This window comes from Paenibacillus sp. 1182 (assembly GCF_017833915.1).
Classification (GTDB): Bacteria; Bacillota; Bacilli; order Paenibacillales; family Paenibacillaceae; genus Paenibacillus; species Paenibacillus polymyxa_D.
On the sequence record NZ_JAFICR010000001.1, the window covers coordinates 203,603 to 221,643 of the forward strand.

The window sequence follows — 18,041 nt, forward strand, 5'->3', positions numbered from 1 at the left end:
GTACAGGCGTTCATAAAAGGTTATTTTTTGTGCCAAAAAAAGATGGAAGGGAGCCATTCGCGATGGCAGGAAAACAAGCGCTGAATATTGTAAAAATGAAAAAAATGAAGCAGGAGGGCATTCCGCTCAGTATGCTGACCGCCTATGATTATCCATCGGCTAAGATAGCCGAGGAGGCGGGAATTGACATCATTCTCGTGGGGGACTCGCTGGGTAACGTAGTTCTTGGTTACGATTCGACCATCCCTGTGACCTTGGATGATATGGTGTACCATTCCCGGACAGTTGCAAGAGGCGCTGAGAATACATTTATCGTAGCGGACATGCCTTTTATGACATATCACGGCAGCATATCCGAAAGTCTTCAAGGCATCCGCCGTCTGATGCAAGAAGGACATGCGCATGCTGTTAAATTGGAGGGCGGAGCTGAAATTACCGATGTCGTAAAAGCGACTGTTCAGGCAGGTGTACCTGTGCTGGGACATATCGGGCTTACTCCGCAATCAGTTAATCAAATTGGTGGCTATCGCATTCAAGGTAAGGACGAAGCAGACGCACGCCGGTTGATGGCAGATGCCAAGGCATTAGAGCAGGCGGGTGCCTTTGGTATTGTCTTGGAATTGGTGACTGAGGAAGTGGCAACGGCGATTTCTAAAGAACTTTCCATTCCAACCATTGGAATCGGTGCAGGACGTGGATGTGACGGTCAAGTACTTGTTTATCACGATCTGATTCAGTACGCATCTCCTTATTTCAGCAAACGCTTTGTTAAAACCTATGCCGATGTAGGCGGCTTGATCCGTAGCAGCATTGAGCAGTATGTAAGTGATGTGAAAGGGCGGGCATTCCCGGCCGCAGAGCATGTATTCAGCGCGGATGACCGTGTTGTGGAGTCCCTGGAGTCCTTGTACGGACAGGCAAAAGGACAAGCGCAGAAACAAGCTAAGGAAAAGGTGGAATCTCAGTCATGATCATCGTAAGAGAAGTGGCTCAACTACGCAAGGTTATTGCCGAACGTCGGCAACTTGGAGCCAATGGAGCAAAAACGGTACACGATTCTGCCTCTTTACTGCAACATAAAGTCGGCTTTGTACCAACGATGGGATACCTGCATGAAGGACATGCGAGCTTGATGCACAAGGCGCGTGAAATGGCAGATACGGTGGTGCTTAGCATTTTCGTAAATCCGATCCAATTTGGACCGAATGAAGATCTGGAAAGCTATCCCCGCGATGAAGCTCGTGATTTGGAGGTAGCACGGCGCGAGGGCGTGGATATTGTATTTTTGCCAACTGTAGCAGAAATGTATCCACAACCAACCCAAACCAAAATTCGTGTATCCGCTTTGACAGATCGCTTGTGCGGTGCTTCCCGTCCCGGCCATTTTGATGGTGTGACTACGGTGGTAGCCAAGCTTTTTAACATGATAGGTCCTGATTTGGCCTTTTTTGGGATGAAGGACGCACAGCAGGTTGCTGTGCTCCAGCAGATGGTGACTGATCTCAATATGAACGTGACTATCGTACCTTGTCCCATCGTCAGAGAGGCGGATGGTTTGGCCCTCAGCTCCCGTAACGTGTATTTAAGTGCAGAACAGCGCGAGCAGGCATTGGTGCTGTCCCAGTCACTGCGTAAGGTGCAAGAAGTGAGCGAAGATATTGTAACAAACACAATTACGATTCGTCAGTTACATCAAATGGTGGAGTCCACCATTACTTCCTCTCCTTTAGCAGACATTGATTACATTGAAATTTTAACTTTTCCCGGTCTGGAGCCCCTTCTTCCCGAGCAGCGGCTATGTGATGTTCAGGAAGACATCATCGTAGCGCTAGCTGTGAAATTTGGCAGTACCCGACTGATTGACAATATAAGAATACAGAAGGCGGAGGTGCTTTCCCATGTTTAGAACTATGATGAAATCCAAAATTCACCGCGCTACGGTTACGGAAGCTAACCTGAACTATGTGGGGAGTATCACTATAGATGAAGATCTCATGGAGACATCGGATCTGTTGGAGAATGAAAAGGTTCAAATTGTAAACAATAACAATGGAGCTCGACTGGAAACCTATGTTATCCCCGGACCGCGTGGGAGCGGTGTGATCTGTCTCAACGGTGCGGCAGCTCGTTTGGTGCAGCCTGGTGATACAGTCATTATTATTTCCTATGCTTCCATGTCAAATGAAGAGGCCAAAACATACAAACCAACAGTGGTATTTGTTGATGAACATAATAAACCAGCCCAAACGATGAACAAAGAAGTACATGCGACGATCATGTAATGAATGGGAGTGCGGATGAAACCCGTCTTTTAAGCGAAAAATGTGAGTGTATTAATCCATCTTTCATAAGGGCGGGATGCACATGTTCCAGCATGTATTCGCAGAAATGAACAGCATGTTAGATGATATCGTGAAGCATTACCCATCAGCCCAGGGCTCCCGCAGGCAGGAGCTGCTACAGCACTGGAGTCTGCTGCGGAGAATGAGTGACGGAATTATGGATGAGTGGCTGGCCTTTGAGGAAAAAATGGTGTGCCTGCGTGCGGCCGGCTTTTCCGCGGAGACCGATATGTCTGACACGGAGCTGCCTGAAAAAGAGCTGCCGGCTTTTAGTCGGGGGCAAGGGTATTATCGATTACTTATGTACCCTGAGGCGATCCAACAATTTGAGCAGGTACTACAGCATTTTCCGAACAGTTGGCAGAGTCGCATGTATATGGGAATGGCCTATTTTCAACTAGATGATCCAGCAGAAGCTGTATACCATTTTCAGAAGGTGCTGGACCTGACTGAGCAGGCAGGACTAAAAGCGGTCATCTATAATGCGCTAGGCTGTCTGTTGGCAAAGCAGGCTGACGTAGAGGAGGCGCAAAAATGTTTTGCTCTCGCACATCAGTTCGATCCTGCGTTACCCGAGCCGCTGCACAATATGGAAGCCTGTTTGTCCGGTACCGAAAAGCTTCGATACGACAGCTCCATAATGACCTGGATGTAGTTGTCAGACACCGAGTAAGACGATGCATGCCCACCTCCTGAGGCGGCGTATGCATCGTCTTTTTTGGCTGTCTTAATTTCCAAACACGCGATCTTCTGCTATGCTAATATACGGAGTTATTATTTTTGTAAGTGTCATAAGAAAGGATTAAGCCCGAATGAAATTTGCGGTATTGGATTTTGAAACGACAGGCACCCAGTCCGCGGATGACATCATTCAAGTCGGACTTGCAATTATAGATCATGATAACAGCATTTCCCGTGTTTACGGCTCTTATGTGAACCCTGGCAGATCTATTCCACCTTTTATCACTGGATTGACCGGAATTACAGACGATGACGTGAAGGATGCACCTGCACTTGAAGAAATGATGATGGAGCTTGTGCCTATGCTGGACGATGTTGTACTGGTCGGTCATAATGTGGCGTTTGATTTTAATTTTTTGCAAAACGCTCTGGATCGGTGCGGATACTTGCCATTTAGCGGAAGAATCTTGGATACAATGGATTTTCTGAAAATTATGTTTCCATCACTATCTTCGTATCAGTTGGGTTTTGTGTCTTCTGAGTTCGGGCTGGCACATGATCGCCCTCACCAAGCAGACAGCGACGCATTGGCTACGGCTGAGGTGTTTTTAAAGTGTCTGGGTGAGCTTCAAGCATTACCTCTGATAACGATACAGCGGCTTAGTGATTTGTTTGCAGAGGAAGACAGTGACCTTGGATGGTTTCTTGATGGGGTGCGTGAAGAGAAAGAGCTTGATCCTATTCAGGATTTGGAGGGATATCAGTTTTTTCGTCAGCTTGCGCTAAAAGTGGAAGATTGGACGGAGCTAGCTGCTCCGCGTAGAGAAGATGACCCGAATCCACTGTCAGGTGTTTCCTTTGAGGAGTACATGGATGATGTGCGGGACAATTTGCGTTCATCCTTGAGCCAATATGAGGAGCGCGAGGCGCAGATACAGATGATTGAGGGTGTGAATCAGGCACTGAGTGAAGACAAGCATCTGCTGATTGAAGCAGGTACAGGCACAGGGAAGTCCCTGGGTTATTTGCTCCCATCGCTGTATCACAGTGTGAAAAAGGGACAGCGCGTTATGGTGAGTACACATACGATCAACCTGCAGGAGCAATTACGCGAGCGCGACATTCCGATGCTGACCAAGGTGATTCCGTTTCCGTTCCGGGCTGCTATTTTCAAGGGTCGGGGACATTATTTGTGTCTGCGTAAGTTTGAACATAAAATAAATAGAAGAGACTTCGCGACACCGAAGGAAGATTTAATTACAGCGGCTCAGATGATCGTCTGGTTGACGCTAACAGAAACCGGTGATGATGAAGAACTGAATCTGAGCAACCGTGGAGGGGATTTCTGGGAAACGGTGGCGAGTGATTCAGAGTCCTGTCTTGGTCGTTCTTGCCCATGGTTCCGCAAATGTTATTATCATCGTGCACGCCATGAAGCAGGAATAGCGGATGTTGTTATTACGAATCATTCTAAGTTGTTCACAGACGTCAAAGCCAGTCATCAGTTATTGCCGAGCTATGAACATCTGGTGATAGATGAAGCCCATCACCTGGAGGAAGTAGCTGGTAAACACCTAGGTATGCATATGAAATATTTCACACTCGTGCATACACTGACGCGACTGTTCAAAGACAGCAAGAATGGACAACTGCCTTCACTTCGTCAACAGTTGGCGAAATCGGGACACGAGAAGTCGGCAGATTGGGCCTCAACCATTGATCAGCTGTATCCGCTCGTGTTAGAGGTGAAGGAAACTTGGGACCTGCTAAGCGACAAACTGTTTGGCATGTTGCCGGAGCGAAGTGATGCGACACCGGGTGAAACAGGACAGTTTTCTTCCCGTCTCAAACCTTCGGCCAAGCCTGCAAAGTGGGATCAGGCGGGAGCTTTGGAAAATCAGCTATATGTAACAATGAGCGAAATTTTGCGCAAGGGCGACAAGCTGATGCTGGACGTCAAGGAAGAACATGACGATTATGCGGCGGATAGCCTTATTACAGATATCACGGGTCTGCTCAAGGATTTGGCGGGGATTCGAGAAAATTTGCGCTTTTTTATCCGACTCGATGATGAAACAACCGTATACTGGCTCGAGGCGAGCGGGCAATTCCGTAGTAAATCATTGCAATTTTATGCGGTACCCGTCGATGTGAGCCGCCAGTTGAAAGAAATGTTTTTTGACAAAAAAAGAAGCATTATTCTGACTTCTGCTACCTTGTCGGTAGATAAGTCGTTTCAGTACATGATCGATCAGCTCGGCTTACAGGAGGCCGCAGATCAAGAGCGGCTGATGACTTCGCAGCTCCCGTCACCCTTTAATTACAGGGATCAGGTGTTGCTGGTTATTCCACGGGATTTCCCAAGTGTGAAGGGCAGTGTAGGAGATGCGCATTTTGTAGATATGCTCGTTAGCTCTCTAGGAGCGACTGCTCAGGCGACACGTGGGAGAATGCTCGTTCTGTTTACGTCCTATCGGATGCTCCGGCAAGTGTATGAGCCGCTCAAAGAGGCCTTAGCATCCAGCGAAATTACTGTGCTGGGACAAGGTGTGGACAGTGGAAGTCGCAGCAAGCTAACCCGCCGGTTTCAGGAAGCGAAAGCTTCTGTATTGCTGGGGACCAGCAGTTTCTGGGAAGGCGTCGATATTCCGGGGAAGGCTCTGACTTGTCTAGCCATTGTTCGCTTGCCGTTTCAACCGCCGAATCACCCGCTGCTGGAGGCAAAAAGCGAACTGCTCCAGCAGCAGAAGAAGAATCCATTTATGAAGCTGTCTGTACCGCAAGCGGTCATTCGCTTCAAACAGGGATTTGGTCGGTTGGTACGTACAGCGAACGACCACGGGGTCGTTATCGTTTATGATACGCGTGTGATTGAATCCTATTACGGAAAGCACTTTTTGTACTCGTTACCGGGACCAAAAATGGAGCATATGCCATCGGAGCAAATGGTGCCCCGCATCGCCGAATGGCTCCAATCCGCCCCGGAGACAGAGGCATAACGGACGGACATAAGTATGTTCGTTACAATTAGGGGGAGCAAGTATGAAATCAGATAAAATTTCAGAGGCTGTCGTACGGAGGTTACCCGTATATTTACGTTATCTGAATGCACTGCACAAACGGGAGGTGGCTACGGTCTCTTCTCAAGAGTTGGGACAGAGGCTAGATTTGAACCCGGCCCAAATCCGTAAAGATCTTGCTTATTTTGGAGATTTTGGTCGGAAGGGTATTGGTTATGATGTTTCTTATCTCATTGAGAAAATACGCCATATCCTGAAAATCGACCAACAAATTAATGTAGTATTGGTCGGAGCGGGTAATCTGGGGCAAGCCCTTTCGAATTATAACGCTTATTTAAAAGACAATATGAAGATTGTAGCGGTATTTGATGCGTTTCCGGATAAGGTAGGAACCAAGATCAATACATTGGTCGTGCAACCGATGGATGAACTGGAAGCGACTGTGAAAGAAAAACACATTCGAATCGGGATTATTACCGTACCTGATTTTGAAGCACAGCACGTGGCTGACAGGCTTATTGAGAGCGGAATTGGAGCGATCCTGAACTTTGCACCGACTACTCTCAAGGCACCAGCCAACATTCGGATTCATGCCACAGACTTTACAACTGATTTGCTTAGCCTCGCTTATTATTTGGAGGACGGAAAGGAAGAAACCCAATATGACAGTGAATAAATGGATGATTAAAAACGGATCTTTTGCCATAAATGGACCAGAAGCAGGGGTAGTCCATGGTTTTATGATTGTGGAGGATAGTCGTATTACTTATATTGGCGAAACCTTGCCTGCGGGTGAGGAAGAGACGGAAGCGATCGATGGTAAAGGGCTATTGTTTTTACCTGGTCTGATCAATACTCATGGTCATGCGGCGATGTCTCTACTGCGTGGGCATGGAGATGATTTGGCACTTCAAGTATGGCTTCAAGAAAAAATGTGGCCTATGGAAGCCAAGTTTACTTCTACAGACGTGTACTGGGGTACGTCCTTGTCTGTGCTGGAAATGCTGAAAGGTGGAACAACAACCTTCCTCGATATGTACGATCATATGGATGAAGTGGCTCGTGTGGCTGAAGAGTCAGGTATTCGTGCAAGTCTGATGCGTGGAGCAATTGGACTATGTTCGGAGGAAGAACAGCGAATCAAGCTGGCAGAGGCCGTGACTTTTGCACGTAACTGGCACGGTAAAGCAGACGGGCGTATTACTACGATGATGTCTCCGCACGCGCCATATACATGTCCACCTGCGTTTATTGAAAAATTCGTACAAGCTGCGCATGATCTGGACTTGCCACTGCATACGCACATGTCTGAGACGATCGCCGAAGTAGAGCAAAACGTACGCGACTACGGTTTGCGTCCGGTTGCACACTTGGATAAGCTTGGCTTTTTCTCCCGTCCTTCGCTTGTTGCCCATGGCGTTCATTTGAACGACGAAGAAATAGCTTTACTGGCAGAACGTGGTGTAGCGGTTTCCCACAATCCTGGCAGCAACTTGAAGCTGGCAAGTGGTGTGGCAAGAGTGCCTGAATTGCTGCGTGCAGGGGTTACGGTTTCTCTCGGAACGGATGGTCCTGCCAGCAATAATAACCTGGATATGTTCGAGGAAATGCGTCTGGCAGCACTTATTCACAAGGGTGTATCCGGTGACCCTACGGCAGTTCCTGCAAGTGAAGCGCTGCGTCTGGCAACAGAATACGGTGCAAAGTCGATTGGTTTAAAAGAAGTAGGAGCGTTGGCAGCAGGCAACAAGGCTGACTTTATCGCGTTGGATCTGAATCAGGCACATTTCTTGCCGCGTACAGATCTTATTTCCCATGCGGTATACTCTGCAAGCGCCAAGGACGTGGCTCATGTGTGGGTAGACGGTCGTCAGGTTGTGAAAAACGGCGAATGCCTGACTATGGACGAGGAACGTATCAAACATGAGGCACAAGCCGCCTTTGAAGGGCTGCTGTCGCGCTAATTCAGGTGTCACATCCCCTTAGAGAGGAAGCACGGGTTTGAAAAATAAGAAAAAATGGATAGCGGTCGCCATTTTGGCCGTGATACTGATCCTGGTCAGCATTTTCTGGTATTATTCCTATGTTACTCAAGACCAGGTGGCTGAGAAAAATGCCGCTATCATTAAGGCCAAGCAATCAGGTGGTCTGGTTAGCACGACTCAAACATGGAAGTCTGTGTGGGATCAGGTTTATTGGGTGGTTCAAGGGAAAAATGCACAGAATGAAAATATAATGGTATGGGTTCCTTTTCAAAAAGTGGAGGGACAACCTAACGTACCTGCCGCAGATAATAGCGGTGTTCATACCGAGCTGCTGAAGAACGGAGTCGACGAGCAAAAAATGACGGCGCTAATTCAGCAGCAGCTTCCAGGTGTGAAAATTGTAAGCCTCCAGCCGAGTGTGTTCAATGGCGAATATGTGTGGCAGCTGTTTTACGATGATGGAAGCCATCATTACTATGCCTTTTACCGTTTTTCAGATGGGGGAGCGACGGGGGTAAAGTATACTTTGCCCAATAACTGAGCTGGTTGAGGATCAGCAGATGTGGAATGAATGACTAGTAAATGATTAAAAGCTCAAGAAAAAGACGTAAATGCGATGAAATTCGTATTTACGTCTTTTAGTCTTGCTATGCCGTAAAGATGAGCTGAATGCCAGCGAAGCATCTTTACCTACCCAACTTCTCTCCTAAGGCAAATTCATCTTTATGGCGGGCAACAGCGATCGTAAGATCAAATCCTACGCTCAGCGTTTCGCCTCCACCTTAACCAAAGATTTTGCCTCATCACAACTCCTCCACACATTGCCTTCGATATTAGATATACGTTATGATATACTATATTTTATAAGTGATAGACAAAAATGATAGAAAAAAGAATTGCTGATCGCTGTAAGATCATGCAATTTGGTTGTTTGTTGACATTCGTCCCGTTTCTTCTGTGTTTTACATTTTGAGAGGAGGATGTTGTTTGAAATTGCGTGCAGTTCCTATCGTTGTGGCGGCAGTTTTGGCAGCTTTGCTGCTATTTGGGGGATGGTTCATTTACCGTCAGGTTACAATGCAAAGCCCTCTGGAAAAACTGGTTTCTCAATATCCAGGCGTGACAAGCGCTCAAATAGATATTAAACAGGATCAGGTTGTATTGAAACTAGATCTCAAACCGCAGGCGGATGTGGCCGGATTAGTCGATGTGGTTAAGCAAAAAGGGCAAACCATCATTGGCAGCCGTACCATTAAGCTGGATATTGAAGATCGTTCCAATTCAGCACTGAATCAATGGTGGTCTGAGGCCATGTTTCCTGTAGCCGAAGCGATGGAAAATAAAAAGTATACTCAAATTTCATCTACAGTTGAGCAGATGAAAAAGAAAAAGACGGGTATCAAAGCTGATACCGACATGGATTCGAACAATGTCTATATCCGACTCAGCGAAGGTAAAGCGACCAAGTTTATCGTATTGCCACGTCAATCTCAGCAAATGGGGGTATGGCCTAATGCCTAGATGGATCAAGGAAACATTAATCGGCATAGTGCCGGTGACTATTATATTTCTCGTTTTTATTGGGGTGAATATTATCCCTCTTCTAGTTGCTGGCGTGATGCTCAGCGGCTTGTTAATGCTCATGCATGCGCGTGGTGGCTTGGCCGTAGGTGCTGGGCAAGAACGTAAACGCAAAAAAAGTGGTCCGGACAAACTGACTTTTGAGGAAATCGGTGGGCAGGAAAGCGCTAAGCAGGAGCTGCGTGAGGCCCTGGACTTTTTGAATCGACATGATGAAATTTCTAAGTTTGGTATCCGTCCATTAAAAGGTGTTCTGCTCACAGGTCCTCCGGGAACAGGGAAAACACTGATGGCGAAAGCAGCCGCACACTATACTAATTCTGTATTTGTTGCAGCCTCAGGTAGTGAATTTGTTGAAATGTACGTTGGTGTTGGCGCGGGTCGTGTCCGTGAGTTGTTTCGGGAGGCACGTACTCGTGCAGCCAAGGAAAAGAAGGAAAATGCGATTATTTTTATTGACGAGATCGACGTAATTGGTGGTAAACGTGAGGGTGGACAGCAACGAGAATATGATCAGACTTTGAATCAGTTGCTGACAGAAATGGATGGCATTTATTCGGCAGATACACCGCGAATTTTGATCATTGCAGCAACAAACCGTAAAGAAATGCTGGACAGTGCCTTAACGCGTCCAGGGCGTTTTGACCGTCATATTCAAGTGGATTTGCCTGACAAGAAGGGCCGTCTTCATATTCTTAAAATTCATGCCAAAAACAAACCGATTCAGGAAGATGCGAATCTGGACAAAATTGCTGAGGAATCTTACGGGTTTTCCGGCGCACAGCTGGAGAGCGTGATGAATGAAGCGGCAATCTATGCGATGAGACAGGATCAGAAAATGATTGCGCAGAAGCATCTGTCGATGGCAATTGACAAAGTAATGATGGGTGAAAAGACAGATCGAGAATCGACGTTGGAAGAGAAAAAACGTGTAGCGATTCATGAACTGGGACATGCTATTATGGCCGAAATTGTTCGTCCCGGTAGCGTAAGCCAGGTAGCACTTAGCCCACGTGGGAAAGCGCTTGGCTATGTGCGCCACAATCCACAGCAAGAGCATTATTTATACACCAAGCAGTTCCTGGAGGAGCAGATCATGATCTCGCTCGCAGGGGCCACGGCGGAAGAAATGTACTATGGCGGTCGCAGTACCGGCTCAAGTAATGATTTTGAGCAGGCGCTGAACATCGTCCATACGATGATGACTTCCGGTTTGACTTCACTTGGCATTATTAACATGGAAATGGTAACGAAAGAAGAACTTATGCGGGAAAATGGCGAGATTATGGCTGACCTGCATACCCGAACTTTGGAGTTGCTGGAAAAGCATCGTCCTGTGTTCGACAACTCACTTGACATCCTGATGAAGGAAGAAACTCTGTCTGGAGATCAATTTAGATGTCAATTTAGTGAAAATGCTTTATTACCAGCATAATTTTTTATGCTGGTTATTTTTTTTTACTTTTAGTCCGTGCTAAGATATTATTATCTATTGGGACATAAACATGTATTTTTCGACAAAGAAGGATACAATATATGAGAGTGACCAGGAAAGGGTGGAGTAAAGAATCATGCAATTTAAAAAAATCGGCGTCATCGGCGGCGGCACCATGGGACAGGGGATTTCTGAAATGCTCGCGTCCAAAGGAATCGATGTGCTGCTGGTAGAGCAGACACCAGAGAAACTAGACTACGCCTACAATATGATTGAAACGAGTCTGGACAAACAACTGGAAAAGTGGGCAATTACTCAGGCTGAGAAAAAATTGATCTTATCCCGTATTCAAAAAGTAATCCATTTGGCGGAGCTCGGCAGCTGCGATATGGTCATTGAGACTATTACAGAGAATCTGGACGAGAAGAAAGCAGTGTTCCAAGAGCTAGACTATGTGTGTCCAAGCAATATTATTCTTGCAAGTAATACATCCACGCTGAGCCTGACCGAGCTTGCTAGCTCGACCAAGTATCCTGAGCGTGTTATTGGTATGCACTTTATTTATCCAGTATCCCGTATTGATCTTGTAGAAATTATTCGTGGTTTGAAAACTTCGGACGATACATTTGAACACACTAAAATGTTCGTGGAAGAAATAGTGGAGAAAAAAGGAGTCATGATTTATGAATCTCCTGGATTCGTAACAAGCCGGATTATCTGTCTGCTGATTAACGAAGCGGCCCATGTACTTCAAGAGGGCGTGGCTTCCGCTGAAGATATCGATGACGCTATGCGAATCGGCTATAACTTCCAAAGCGGTCCTTTGGAAATGGCTGACCGCTTTGGTCTAGATTCCGTTTTGGCTGCTCTGGAGCGTATGTTCCGTGAATTCGGCGAATTGAAATATCGTCCGTCCATCGTTCTGAAGAAAATGGTGCGTGCAGGTAATCTGGGCGTGAAATCGGGCGAAGGCTTCTTTAAGTACGACAAGGATGGTGACCGGATATGAAAATTCTCGTAATCAATGCAGGGAGTTCTTCCCTGAAATACCAATTGTATGATATGACGGACGAGTCCGTTCTGGCAAAAGGATTGGTAGAGCGCATCGGTATGGATTCCTCCATTCTTACGCATAAGCCAACCAATAAAGAAGAATACACCGAAGTTAGCGAAATTTTGGAACATACTACAGCCATCCGTAAAGTGCTGAACGCACTCACAGATGCTGAACATGGTGTAATCTCCAGTACTAGCGAAATTCAGGCTGTAGGCCACCGTGTGGTTCATGGAGGCGAAATCTTCAAACAGTCAGCAGTTGTAACGCCTGAAGCGAAGAGTGAAATCCGCCGCTTGTTTGACCTGGCACCACTGCATAACCCTGCTTCCATGATGGGGATTAAAGCGGCTGAATTGAATATGCCAGATGTACCGCAGGTTGTGGTATTTGATACCTCGTTCCATCAAACCATGCCTGAAAAAGCTTATATGTACGCCATTCCAAGAGTGTTGTACAATAAGTATAAGGTTCGTCGTTACGGTGCCCACGGCACTTCCCATGATTTTGTAAGTAAGGAAGCTGCCAAATTCCTTGGTCGTCCTTTGGAAGACCTGAAGATTATCACTTGTCATATCGGTAATGGTGGTAGCGTAACAGCAGTTCAAGGCGGTTTGTCTGTTGATACTTCCATGGGTATGACTCCACTGGAAGGTCTTATGATGGGTACTCGTAGTGGTGATTTGGACCCAGCAATCGTACCTTATGTCATGAACAAAGAAGAATTGACTGTCAATGAAGTCAATTCCATGCTGAACAAGCATAGTGGACTTTTAGCTATTTCGGGTATCAGCAGTGACATGCGTGAAATCACAGAAGGTATGGAAAAAGGCGAAGCTAATTCTACATTGGCATTCGAAATGTATGAATACCGTCTGCGCAAATACATTGGATCGTATGCTGCCGCAATGAACGGGGTAGACGTAATTGCATTTACAGCAGGTGTAGGCGAGAACTCCATCGTTCTGCGTAAGAGAGTGTTGGAGCAATTGACATTCCTCGGTATCGAGCTGGATGAATCGTTGAATGCTATTCGTTCTGGCGAGCCTCGCCGGATTACAACTGCAAATTCAAAGGTAGAAGTACTGATCATTCCAACGAACGAAGAACTGGTTATTGCCCGTGACACGTTCCGTCTGGTTCAGTAGTTCGGTTCGAAAGTGTAAACTTTATGCATGCGGACTATTGTTTGAGTTCCGCATGCACCAAACAGCGAGAGCAAACAGCCTGACCCAGGGGGAAGGGCTGTTTGATTTTCGGTTAAGAGGAGAGAGACGGTCATGACGAATAAAAGTACGATTGCCCAAGTGGGCCGCCATGTAGGGGAAACGGTTACAATCGGTGCTTGGGTAAACAATAAACGATCTAGTGGTAAAATTCAGTTCCTGCAACTGCGCGATGGTAGCGGGTATATTCAAGGGGTTATCGTGAAAAGCGAAGTGTCCGAGGATATTTGGAATGACGCCAAATCCTTGACTCAAGAGAGCTCCCTTTACGTTACAGGAGTGGTGCGTGAAGAACCGCGTAGCCAATCGGGCTTTGAATTAACGGTTACAGGCATTGAAATAATTCATTTGACCGAAAACTACCCGATTACACCCAAAGAGCATGGTGTAGATTTCCTGATGGATCATCGTCACTTATGGCTGCGTTCCGCCAAGCAACGTGCTGTTCTGATCGTACGGGCGGAAATTATCCGTGCTGTACAGGAATTCTTTAACGGCAACGGCTTTACGAAGGTGGACCCACCCATTTTGACTCCTTCCTCTGCAGAAGGCACAACAGAATTGTTCCACATTAAATATTTTGATGAAGATGCGTATTTGACACAAAGCGGACAGTTGTATATGGAAGCCGCGGCAATGGCGCTGGGCAAAGTATATTCCTTTGGTCCAACTTTCCGTGCGGAAAAGTCTAAAACACGTCGTCACCTGATTGAGTTCTGGATGATCGAGCCTGAGATGGCTTTTGTGGATCATGAAGAATCCTTGCGCGTTCAGGAGCAGTTTGTAAGTCATATCGTGCAGTCTGTTCTCAAAAACTGTGCGAAGGAGCTTGAAACAATCGGACGCGATGTTTCGAAGCTGGAGCAAATTCAAGGCGAATTCCCACGTATTACGTATGATGAGGCGATTGCCTTCCTTCAAGGTGAAGGTTTCGATATTCCATGGGGAGAAGACTTTGGTGCTCCTCATGAAACGGCGATTGCTGAAAGATATAACAAGCCTGTGTTCATTACACATTGGCCGACTCACATTAAGGCATTCTATATGAAACCAGACCCGACCCGTCCAGAGGTTGTTTTGTGTGCCGATATGATCGCTCCTGAAGGCTACGGCGAAATTATCGGGGGTTCCCAACGGATTGATGATCCAGCATTGATGGAAGAACGTTTTAACGAGCATAACTTGGCTCGTGAAGCCTACCAATGGTATATGGATTTACGCACCTATGGTACCGTTCCGCATTCCGGCTTTGGACTGGGCCTGGAGCGTACAGTAGCATGGATTTGTGGACTCGATCATGTACGTGAAACGATTCCGTTCCCACGTATGCTGTATCGTTTGTATCCGTAACCGATGACCGGATCATTCGACAAGACGTCAGCGGCAGAATGGGCGGAGGGAGTAGCCTTTGCTATGGAAGCCGGAATGGTCCAGATTCCCTACGCCCTGCTCAAGCATTATCGGACACTTCGGCTGACGGATGGTGAAATGCTGCTACTGATGCAGTTGCTTGCCTTTAAACAAGCAGAACGTAATGAATTTCCAACATGGGAACAATTGCAGTCACGTATCGGATGCACTGCGAACGAAATCGCACTCTATTTCAGTAAGCTCATGAAAGAAGGATTTTTGAGAATCGATTCCGTAGAAGACCGCAGCTCATCCGTACAATTCGAACGTTACAATTTGACGGGGCTGTACCGTAAGTTGGCAGAATGTATGATCGCTGAGCGTAATGAGCAGCATGATGAAGATGACATTTTGTTTGCCGGAAAGCCGGATTTACTGAATGGAATATCAGAATCCTCGCTTACAGAAGAACGGAATTTGTTCACGATTTTTGAGAAAGAATTCGGGCGCCCATTGTCACCGATGGAATACGAGACGATCACCAGCTGGGTGGATCAGGATCGGTATCCCGAGGAGCTGATTTTGCTGGCTTTGAAGGAAGCGGTATTTGCAGGGAAAGTACATTTCCGGTATATAGACCGTATTTTGCTGGAGTGGAGCCGAAACCGTGTCCGTAATGCACAGGATGCCAAAGAATACGCCCAGCGATTCCGTGGTGGCGGACGCAATTAATGTATCGGTCTAAGTCTTTTAGGTAGTAGACTTATATATGAAGGCTGTTACTGCAGATTGGCTATTGTGCAATGAGGACAACATGGAATATCGCCTGTGCGCGTGAGCTAAGCCGAAATGAAGACGAGTAAATAGGCTTTAATGATAGAGGACACACCATTCCGTCAGGAGGGTGTGTCCTTTTTAAATTATTTTTTCGAAATATGCAGGGGAAGGAAATTTCCTGGCGTCTATAGTATTGGGAAGGGGGAGAGCGTCATTGATATAGAGAGAATCATTGAACGAATACGGTCTGGTGACCGGCAGGCGTTCCGTGAGATCGTAGAGCTGTACAGCAAGCATGTATTTCATATCGCCTATTCGGTGCTGCATGACAGCAAGGAAGCAGAAGATGCCGCGCAGGAGGCATTCGTTCAGGTGTACAAGTCTCTCCCCCAGTACCGGAACGAAGGTTTTAAAACGTGGCTGAGCCGAATTGCGCTCCACAAAGCGCTGGATATTAAGCGCAAACAGGACAGACGCCCCGCAGAGCTAATAGACGTCGCACAATCCCTTGTACAGCTCCCTTCCCGGGATGAGGATGTGCTGGCTCGTCTCATCCGCGAGGAGCAAATTAAAGAACTATCGCAAAAAATCGCTCAGTTGCCCCAGCAACATCGGGATATTATTCAAGCCTACTATATGCAGGGCAAAACCTACGACCAAATTGCAGAAGAGACGCAGGTAGCTTTAAAAACGGTAGAGTCGAGACTCTACCGGGCGCGACTATGGATTCGAAACCACTGGAAGGAGGAGGAATGGCAATGACTGACCAACAGGATAAACCGTGGATTGAAGGGAAATCGAATGACTGGCATGCTTACATTGCAGGAACTTGCACGATAGAGGAATCTGCCCGGCTGGAAAGGCTCCTGTTGGAAGACGAACAGGCGCTGATGTTATATCTTGTTGCACTGGAGCAACTGGAGTCAACTATGAAAGATTATTCTGCCTGGATGGATACGGAGCGCTTCACAGATCAGGTAATGGCCGTTCTTCCCGAGCTAGAAGCTGAACCGAGTCAAGTTATGTTTAAAAAACGCCGCTGGTTTGAAAAACCTGTGTTTCACTATGTTGTCGCCGCAAGCCTAACGTTGATCTTGTTGTCCAGTGGAGCCTTTGACAAAATGATGCCGCAAACAGACGGAAAGCCGATTCCTCCAAAAGAGCGCGTCTCTTACAGTGAAGAGGTCATGCGAGCTACCACGACCTGGCTCGATAAATTAAAGCCCTAAATCTTCGGATAAAGGGTGAGACGAAAAACTCAAAAACAACAACCTTCAGATGGGGACTTCATTAAAATTCCACAAATAGAAAGGAAGTGTAGCGATGCCTTATACGGAACGAAGCAAGCTCTTGGCATTTCTATTGAACATCATTCCCGGTGTGGGACACTATTACTGGACCAGAAAAGCCAACGCGTTTGTATACACCATTTTGTTTTTCGGATGTCTGGCAGGAGGAATATTTTTTTCAGTGATAGCAAGTGACGGAGCGCCTTTTGTGGTGAGTTTGTTTATTGCTGCCTTTTTATGGGGGCTGAGTATGCTGCATATCATCATTAGCTTGTTGCGTTATGATCCTCGTGCAGTTGCTGTTCCATATCCTCCTCATGCAGGACCCAACCCATATGGTTTTTACTCGCAAAGCGGACGTTATGGACAGGCTGGTTTAACAGGAGAGGTACCGGAGGAGGCAACACACTCAGATACGGATGCGCCGGGAGCAGGAATGGGATATGGTCCGGGCTATAACTATTATCAACAAGGACACCATGGTATGGCAGGATCACCAGCTTTTCAAAAGGGATCGGACAATGAACGCTTTTTTACGATTTTGCTGTCGTTCATTCCTGGATTGGGACACCTTCATTTGGGGCTGATGCAGCGTGGTTTGTCTTTTCTGCTATCTTTCTTTGGCTTTGGAGCGATCCTCGTTTTTATTACCAGCATTACAAACGAATCCGGATTTTTGGCGTTTGCGGGCGTGTTACCGATCATTTGGCTGTATTGCATGTTTGATGCGGTGCAGCATGTACATCGCAAACAAGCGGGAGAAATGCTTCAGGACCGTACTTTGTTTGAGGAACTGGAATATGGAAGAGTCGAGGGACGGCGGAGTAAAATGCTGGCTACCATTTTATCGGTATTTCCCGGTGCTGGACATATGTATATCGGTATGCAAAAGCGTGGACTCCAGCTCATGCTTCTGTTTTTAGGAGGCATCTATGTACTGGACGTGCTGCATCTTTCACTTTTTTTGTTCCTGATTCCGGTGGTCTGGTTTTATAGCTTTTTTGATGCGTTGCAGCAAGTAAGCCGTTATGGACGGGAGCCGCTGATCGACAAGCCTGTGATCGGTATGTTTGCACAATATCACCGCTGGGTAGGCTTGGGGTTACTATTGCTAGGAGCCTATTACATCTTAATCAACGTATTAGTTCCTACTTTGGAACGTCTGTTTCCGAATGGAGAGATTTATAATTTGGTTGACATGTATCTACGAACGATTATCGTATCCTTATTGTTGATCGGCGGTGGTATTTGGATGATGATCGGGAATTCCAAATCTAAACGAGTAAAGGAGAAGCAATAGA

17 protein-coding genes are annotated in these 18,041 nt (G+C 46.7%); all 17 read left to right on the forward strand.

All coding sequences use genetic code 11. From position 1 onward, the window contains the following. Positions 1–62 precede the first annotated feature (62 nt). On the forward strand, positions 63–971 hold the full coding sequence (gene panB, locus JOD82_RS01055) for a 3-methyl-2-oxobutanoate hydroxymethyltransferase (RefSeq protein ID WP_039271112.1): 909 nt from the start codon (positions 63–65) through the stop codon (positions 969–971). After that, positions 968–1,906 carry a pantoate--beta-alanine ligase gene (gene panC / locus JOD82_RS01060; protein ID WP_069011505.1) on the forward strand — a complete coding sequence of 313 codons (939 nt, stop codon included), beginning with the start codon at positions 968–970 and terminating at the stop codon, positions 1,904–1,906. Before panB ends, panC begins: the two co-directional genes overlap by 4 nt. Next, the gene (panD, locus tag JOD82_RS01065; protein ID WP_013371641.1) at positions 1,899–2,282 is read left to right on the forward strand and encodes an aspartate 1-decarboxylase; all 384 of its coding nucleotides are present in this window, start codon (positions 1,899–1,901) and stop codon (positions 2,280–2,282) included. Before panC ends, panD begins: the two co-directional genes overlap by 8 nt. An 82-nt stretch (positions 2,283–2,364) precedes the next feature. Further along, on the forward strand, positions 2,365–2,997 hold the full coding sequence (locus JOD82_RS01070) for a tetratricopeptide repeat protein (protein ID WP_209947376.1): 633 nt from the start codon (positions 2,365–2,367) through the stop codon (positions 2,995–2,997). 157 nt (positions 2,998–3,154) lie between these two features. Further along, complete coding sequence (gene dinG, locus JOD82_RS01075; protein ID WP_209947378.1) at positions 3,155–6,022, forward strand: ATP-dependent DNA helicase DinG; 2,868 nt, start codon at positions 3,155–3,157, stop codon at positions 6,020–6,022. Between the two features lie 43 nt (positions 6,023–6,065). Next, the gene (locus tag JOD82_RS01080; RefSeq protein ID WP_209947380.1) at positions 6,066–6,719 is read left to right on the forward strand and encodes a redox-sensing transcriptional repressor Rex; all 654 of its coding nucleotides are present in this window, start codon (positions 6,066–6,068) and stop codon (positions 6,717–6,719) included. Continuing rightward, positions 6,706–8,007 carry an amidohydrolase gene (locus tag JOD82_RS01085; protein WP_209947382.1) on the forward strand — a complete coding sequence of 434 codons (1,302 nt, stop codon included), beginning with the start codon at positions 6,706–6,708 and terminating at the stop codon, positions 8,005–8,007. Before JOD82_RS01080 ends, JOD82_RS01085 begins: the two co-directional genes overlap by 14 nt. Positions 8,008–8,044: 37 nt before the next feature. Next, positions 8,045–8,569, forward strand: coding sequence for a cell wall elongation regulator TseB-like domain-containing protein (locus tag JOD82_RS01090; RefSeq protein ID WP_209947384.1), 525 nt, complete (start codon positions 8,045–8,047; stop codon positions 8,567–8,569). Positions 8,570–9,015: 446 nt separating this feature from the next. Next, positions 9,016–9,549 (forward strand): hypothetical protein, encoded by a 534-nt coding sequence (locus tag JOD82_RS01095; protein ID WP_061829183.1) that lies wholly within the window; start codon positions 9,016–9,018, stop codon positions 9,547–9,549. Continuing rightward, positions 9,542–11,044, forward strand: coding sequence for an AAA family ATPase (locus tag JOD82_RS01100; RefSeq protein ID WP_209947386.1), 1,503 nt, complete (start codon positions 9,542–9,544; stop codon positions 11,042–11,044). Before JOD82_RS01095 ends, JOD82_RS01100 begins: the two co-directional genes overlap by 8 nt. 136 nt (positions 11,045–11,180) lie before the next feature. After that, positions 11,181–12,053 (forward strand): 3-hydroxyacyl-CoA dehydrogenase family protein, encoded by an 873-nt coding sequence (locus JOD82_RS01105; protein ID WP_061829181.1) that lies wholly within the window; start codon positions 11,181–11,183, stop codon positions 12,051–12,053. Continuing rightward, positions 12,050–13,246 carry an acetate/propionate family kinase gene (locus tag JOD82_RS01110; protein WP_013310675.1) on the forward strand — a complete coding sequence of 399 codons (1,197 nt, stop codon included), beginning with the start codon at positions 12,050–12,052 and terminating at the stop codon, positions 13,244–13,246. Before JOD82_RS01105 ends, JOD82_RS01110 begins: the two co-directional genes overlap by 4 nt. 132 nt (positions 13,247–13,378) lie before the next feature. Beyond that, positions 13,379–14,674, forward strand: coding sequence for an asparagine--tRNA ligase (gene asnS / locus JOD82_RS01115; protein WP_013310674.1), 1,296 nt, complete (start codon positions 13,379–13,381; stop codon positions 14,672–14,674). Between the two features lie 3 nt (positions 14,675–14,677). Continuing rightward, positions 14,678–15,406, forward strand: coding sequence for a DnaD domain protein (locus JOD82_RS01120; RefSeq protein ID WP_312887656.1), 729 nt, complete (start codon positions 14,678–14,680; stop codon positions 15,404–15,406). Between the two features lie 174 nt (positions 15,407–15,580). After that, a complete protein-coding gene (locus JOD82_RS01125) occupies positions 15,581–16,213 on the forward strand; it encodes an RNA polymerase sigma factor (protein WP_274597660.1) in 633 nt (210 codons plus the stop codon). Continuing rightward, positions 16,210–16,680 carry a hypothetical protein gene (locus JOD82_RS01130; RefSeq protein WP_029517379.1) on the forward strand — a complete coding sequence of 157 codons (471 nt, stop codon included), beginning with the start codon at positions 16,210–16,212 and terminating at the stop codon, positions 16,678–16,680. The genes JOD82_RS01125 and JOD82_RS01130 overlap by 4 nt, the downstream gene beginning before the upstream one ends. Positions 16,681–16,774: 94 nt before the next feature. Further along, positions 16,775–18,040, forward strand: coding sequence for a multi-tm2 domain protein (locus tag JOD82_RS01135; RefSeq protein ID WP_209947390.1), 1,266 nt, complete (start codon positions 16,775–16,777; stop codon positions 18,038–18,040). Position 18,041: the final 1 nt, after the last annotated feature.